The sequence below is a fragment of the Rhizobium sp. SEMIA 4085 genome (assembly GCF_013004495.1).
GTDB classification, from domain to species: domain Bacteria; phylum Pseudomonadota; class Alphaproteobacteria; order Rhizobiales; family Rhizobiaceae; genus Rhizobium; species Rhizobium gallicum.
Window position 1 is genome coordinate 1 of the sequence record NZ_JABEPH010000397.1, and the last position, 5,130, is coordinate 5,130.

Below are 5,130 nucleotides of genomic sequence, written 5' to 3' on the forward strand. Positions count from 1 at the left end.
CACCTGCGCCGCTGTCGGACAATTGCACATGCGCTAGTCGAGGATTATCGTGGTCTCAATGTCCTGATCATTTCCGGCGCAACGATTGCCGGCGCGTTCGACTACCGGGCGCGCGTCGACTTCGTGAAGATCCCCAGCGTGATCAAGCTCCACAACGGCGAATATACGTCGATGGCGAGCCATATCGACCTTCACGAAACGCTGAAGATGCGCGAATCGAGCATCCGCCATACGGCAGAGACCTTTCAGCCGGACGTCTTCATCGTCGACAAGGAGCCGATGGGCCTCAAAGGGGAAATCGAGGACACGCTTGCTTATCTGAAGGCACGGGGCACGACATTGGTGCTCGGACTGCGCGAGATCATGGATGCGCCGCATCTGCTCGATGCCGAGTGGAAGAGGAACGGTATCATGCAGAAGATCGACCAGTATTACGACAGCGTGTGGGTCTACGGGCCGCCTGATTTTTACGATCCGCTGATCGGCCTCGATGTTCCCCACAGCGTTCGCCGGAAGATGGACTTCGTCGGCTTCCTGCAACGCAGCGTTTCGCTCGGCAAGACATCGGTCAACGCGCGCAAGGACGATTACATCCTCGTCACCACCGGCGGCGGCGGAGATGGTTCCGACCTCGTACATGACGTGATGAACGCCTATGAGCATGATGCGACGCTTGAGCAGAAAGCGCTGGTCGTGCTCGGACCCTACATGCCGGCAATCGAGCGCGCGAAACTCGTTAGGAAAGGGGAAAACATCCCCTATATCGAAGTGATCGAATTCGACAACCACATGGAAGAACTCATGGTCGGTGCCACGGGCGTCGTTGCCATGGGCGGCTACAACACCTATTGCGAGATTCTGTCCTTCGACAAGCCGGCGCTCGTCGTGCCGCGGGTCAGGCCGCGGGAAGAGCAGTTGCTGCGCGCCCAACGCGCCAGCGAACTCGGACTGGTGGACATGCTTCTGCCTGATCAGTCGGCTGATCCGGCCATCATGGCAGAGGCATTGAAACGGCTGCCGCAACGCCTGCCACCATCAAAGAGCGGACGCGACATGCAGCTTCAAGGGCTCGACCATATTTCGCAGACCGTCGGCCACTGGCTCGACAATCGCGGCAGCCATCTTGCCGTCGTCGGCGCAGAATAAAGATCAAAGCATTGCCGGAGCGCCGCAAGATTCTTGTCGTGCTGAAAGGCTATCCGCGCCTTTCCGAAACCTTCATTGCCCAAGAGCTGCTCGGGCTGGAAAAAGCGGGCTTCCATCTGACGCTGATTTCGATGAGGCGGCCGACCGACACGAAACGCCACCCGGTACATGACGAGATCAAGGCGCGCGTCGTCTACCTGCCGGAATACCTGCACGAGGAGCCGCTGCGCGTCCTGAAGGGGCTTTTTGCCGGCTTTGGAAAGCCGGGTTTCAGGGCCTTGATGAAACGCTTTCTGGCCGATCTGCCACGCGATATGTCACGCAACCGCTTCCGCCGCCTCGGCCAGGCGCTGGTGCTCGCCCGCGAGTGGCCCGATAACGGTCAATGGCTGCACGCACACTTCATCCATACACCTGCTTCTGTCACCGATTATGCAAGCATCCTGACAGGCGTGCCCTGGACTGTCTCGGACCATGCGAAAGACATCTGGACGTCACCCGACTGGGAGCTGAACACCAAGCTTGGCACCGCCCGCTGGGCGGTAACGTGCACGAGGAGCGGTTGGGAGCATATGCGAAGCCTGACCGGGCGGCCGGATGCGGTCCACCTCAGCTATCACGGCCTCGATCTGGCCCGCTTCGGCCGTTTCGAAGGCCAGCACTCCAACCGGGATGGCACCGATCCTTCCGACCCGGTTCTTCTATTGAGCGTCGGCCGGGCGGTCGAAAAGAAGGGGTACGACGTGCTGCTGCGCGCCCTTGCCCTGCTTCCAAAAAGCCTCAACTGGCGTTTCGAACACATCGGGGGCGGTGACGAACTGGCCAGATTGAAGGCGCTCGCCGCAGAGCTCGGACTTGCCGGCAACATTGCCTGGAAAGGCGCAATGGCGCAGAAGGAGGTGCTCGCTCATTACCGCAGCGCCGACCTGTGTGCGCTTGCCTGCCGCATTGCAGCCAACGGCGACAGGGATGGATTGCCAAATGTGCTGGTCGAGGCGTCGAGCCAGCGGCTGATGTGCCTTTCGACCGATGTTTCAGGCGTGCCGGAACTGCTGACAAACGGCGAGAACGGTCTCGTCGTTCGACCGGAAGATCCGATGGCGCTCGCTGGCGCGCTTGAGGCGGCGATACGCGATCCGGCGCTGCGAAGACAGCTGGGAGATGCGGCGGAAAAACGCGTGCGTGAGCATTTCGACTATCATTCCAGCATAAAGCAGCTGATACGCCTCTTCGAAGAGGAATGGCAACAACCCTCATGAGCACAAAACGCATCCTCTTTTACGTCCAGCACCTGCTCGGCATCGGCCACATCGCGCGCGCAAGCCGCATTGCCGACGCATTGGTCAAGGACGGTTTTGACGTGACGGTCGCAACAGGCGGCTTGCCAGTCCCAGGCTTTCCCGGCGCAGGCATAAAGACCATAGCCTTGCCGCCGGTCGTTGCCAGCAATGCCGGCTTTTCGGGTCTGGCGGACGCCCACGGCAATGTCGCCGGCGACGCCTTTCTGTCAAGACGGCGCGACCTGCTGCTTGCCGCATTTCAGGAGGTGCGGCCGCATGCCGTCATCACCGAGGCCTTCCCCTTCGGCAGGCGTCAGATGCGCTTCGAACTGCTGCCGCTGCTCGATATGATCGGCAGGACGGATCCAAAGCCAAAACTCTTCAGTTCGGTGCGCGACATCCTTCAAGAAAACCGCAAGCCCGGCCGAGACGAGGAAACCGTCGACCTGGTGAAACGTCACTTCGACGCCGTGCTCGTTCACGGTGATGCGGATTTTGTGCGACTTGAAGATACCTTTCCGCTGACGGCCGAAATCGCAGACAAGGTACGATATACCGGGCTCGTTGCACCCAAGCCGGCCGCCGCTCCGACCGACGTCTTCGACATCATTGCCTCCGCTGGCGGCGGGGCCGTCGGCCTGAAGCTCATCCGCGCGGCGCGCGATGCGGCAGCCATGCTGCCCGAAAGTCATCGCTGGCTGCTCCTCACCGGTCCCAATCTGCCGGAGACGGACTTTATCGGGCTGAGCCGGGCCGCACCTGCCAACATCACGCTTGCGCGCTTCCGCAAGGACTTCCCCTCGCTGCTGGGCGGCGCGAAAGTCTCGATCTCGCAGGCAGGCTACAATACGGTCGGAGACCTGCTGCGAACAAATTGCCGTTCGATCCTTGTCCCCTTTGTCGCCGGCGGCGAAACGGAGCAGACGGTGCGGGCCGAGCGTTTGCAGGCACTGGGTCTCGCCGCAGTTCTTCCAGAGCAAGGACTGACCGCAGAGCATGTGGCGGCGGCGGTCGAAAGAGTGCTTGCAGCACCCGCCGGAAAGGACGTCACCCTCGATCTGACCGGAGCCGAGACAACTGCTTCGATCATCCGTTCGATGCTTGGTTGAATCGCTCGCCTATTATGAAAATCCTGTGATATAACTGAAGCCCCGGCGAGAATCGGCATTCGACAGCAATCCGCTTCGCCTTGATTTCCTTACAATACCCGGCGGTCCGGTTGCATGAATCTGTCTTCGGCATCTCCCCTTACGAATGGCCCCCTATCCCGGCCCGCCCTTTCCAATCAGGCTGACGGTTAGCATGGAAAAAAGCCTCGCCCGCTATATCTGGTCGAACACGCGGCGACAGCAGCTTTGGATTTTGGCTGTCGTTGCCGTCTCGATGGTCCCTTATTTCTTGTCCTTCGATTTGCCGAAACAGATCGTCAACGGCCCGATTCAAGGTGATGGCTTCGAGAATGCGAATGCGACCCAGACCTTCATGCATCTTGCCTATGACATCCCGCTGATCGGGCATGTCGAATTCTTCGAGGGATTCCAGCTCAACCGCCTTCAGATGCTGATGGCGCTGAGCCTCGTCTTCCTGGCGCTCGTCGTACTGAACGGCCTCTTCAAATTCTACATCAATACCTACAAAGGCCGCCTCGGCGAGCGCATGTTAAGGCGTATTCGGTTCCAACTCATCGACCGGGTGCTGCGTTTCCCGCCCGTCCATTTCAAGCGGGTGAAATCGGCTGAAATTGCCACGATGATCAAGGACGAGGTGGAGCCAATGGGCGGCTTTACCGGTGATGCCTTCGTCTCGCCTGCCCTTCTCGGCGGCCAGGCGCTGACGGCGCTTGCCTTCATCATTGTCCAGAACTTCTGGCTCGGTATGATTGCGGCCGCAATCGTCGGCGTGCAGGCGGTCGTCATTCCGCGCATGAGAAAGCGGCTGCTCGAGCTGGGCCGCCAGCGGCAGCTGACAGCCCGCGAGCTTTCCGGCCGCGTTGGCGAGATTGTCGAGGGTATCGGCACGATCCATGGCAATGACACCTCGAACCTGGAACGCGCCGACATTGCCACGCGTCTCGGCCTCATCTTCTCGATCCGCTACGACCTTTACCAGTGGAAGTTCCTGGTGAAGTTCCTGAACAACTTCCTGGCGCAGGTGACGCCTTTCCTATTCTACGCGATCGGCGGCTACCTCGCATTGCAGGGGCGCCTTGATATCGGCCAGCTCGTTGCGGTCATCAGCGCCTACAAGGATCTTCCGGGGCCATTGAAAGAGCTGATCGACTGGGATCAGATGCGCCAGGACGTTCAGGTCAAGTATCAGCAGGTCTATGAACAGTTCAATGTCGAGCCGCTTATTGACAGCCGCATCCAGGAAATCCCGGCAGAAGCAGTCGGCCCGCTGACGGCAGCCCTCGTCGTTAGCAACCTCACCCTCAGCGACGATAGCGGCGCGCGCCTGGTCGACCACGTCTCGGTCGAGATCAGGCCGAACGAGACAGTGGCGGTGTTAGTGGGCGACGGCGGGCGGGGGGGGGCGGGCGTCTGGCGGCGCGCGGTGGCTGGGGGCCGGGCGGGGGGGGAACAGCCAAGAAGGTGCAGGCAGCTTAGTTGCGAAAGCGACACCGTTCGGGCAGCGTAAGCCGGCGAGGCCTGTCGCCGGCTTCGCCTTCAGCCTGCCGGATCGGCTACTTGGCTCGTGATGTCTC

3 protein-coding genes and 1 pseudogene are annotated in these 5,130 nt (G+C 60.6%); all 4 read left to right on the top strand.

Annotated elements, in window-relative coordinates; all coding sequences use genetic code 11:
* On the top strand, positions 1-1,146 hold a 1,146-nt coding region (locus C9413_RS27475), incomplete at its 5' end, for a glycosyltransferase family protein (RefSeq protein ID WP_170251167.1).
* An 11-nt stretch (positions 1,147-1,157) separates the two neighbouring features.
* Positions 1,158-2,405, top strand: coding sequence for a glycosyltransferase family 4 protein (locus tag C9413_RS27480; protein WP_170251168.1), 1,248 nt, complete (start codon positions 1,158-1,160; stop codon positions 2,403-2,405).
* The gene (locus C9413_RS27485) at positions 2,387-3,535 is read left to right on the top strand and encodes a glycosyltransferase (protein WP_166677358.1); all 1,149 of its coding nucleotides are present in this window, start codon (positions 2,387-2,389) and stop codon (positions 3,533-3,535) included. The genes C9413_RS27480 and C9413_RS27485 overlap by 19 nt, the downstream gene beginning before the upstream one ends.
* A gap of 193 nt (positions 3,536-3,728) precedes the next feature.
* A pseudogene (locus C9413_RS27490) lies at positions 3,729-4,931 on the top strand (ABC transporter ATP-binding protein); the annotation flags it as partial.
* Positions 4,932-5,130: the final 199 nt, after the last annotated feature.

Excerpts from the sequence above, each read along its gene's own strand:
- C9413_RS27485 (WP_166677358.1), top strand. The coding sequence starts at position 2,387 with ATGGCAACAACCCTCATGAGCACAAAACGCATCCTCTTTTACGTCCAG.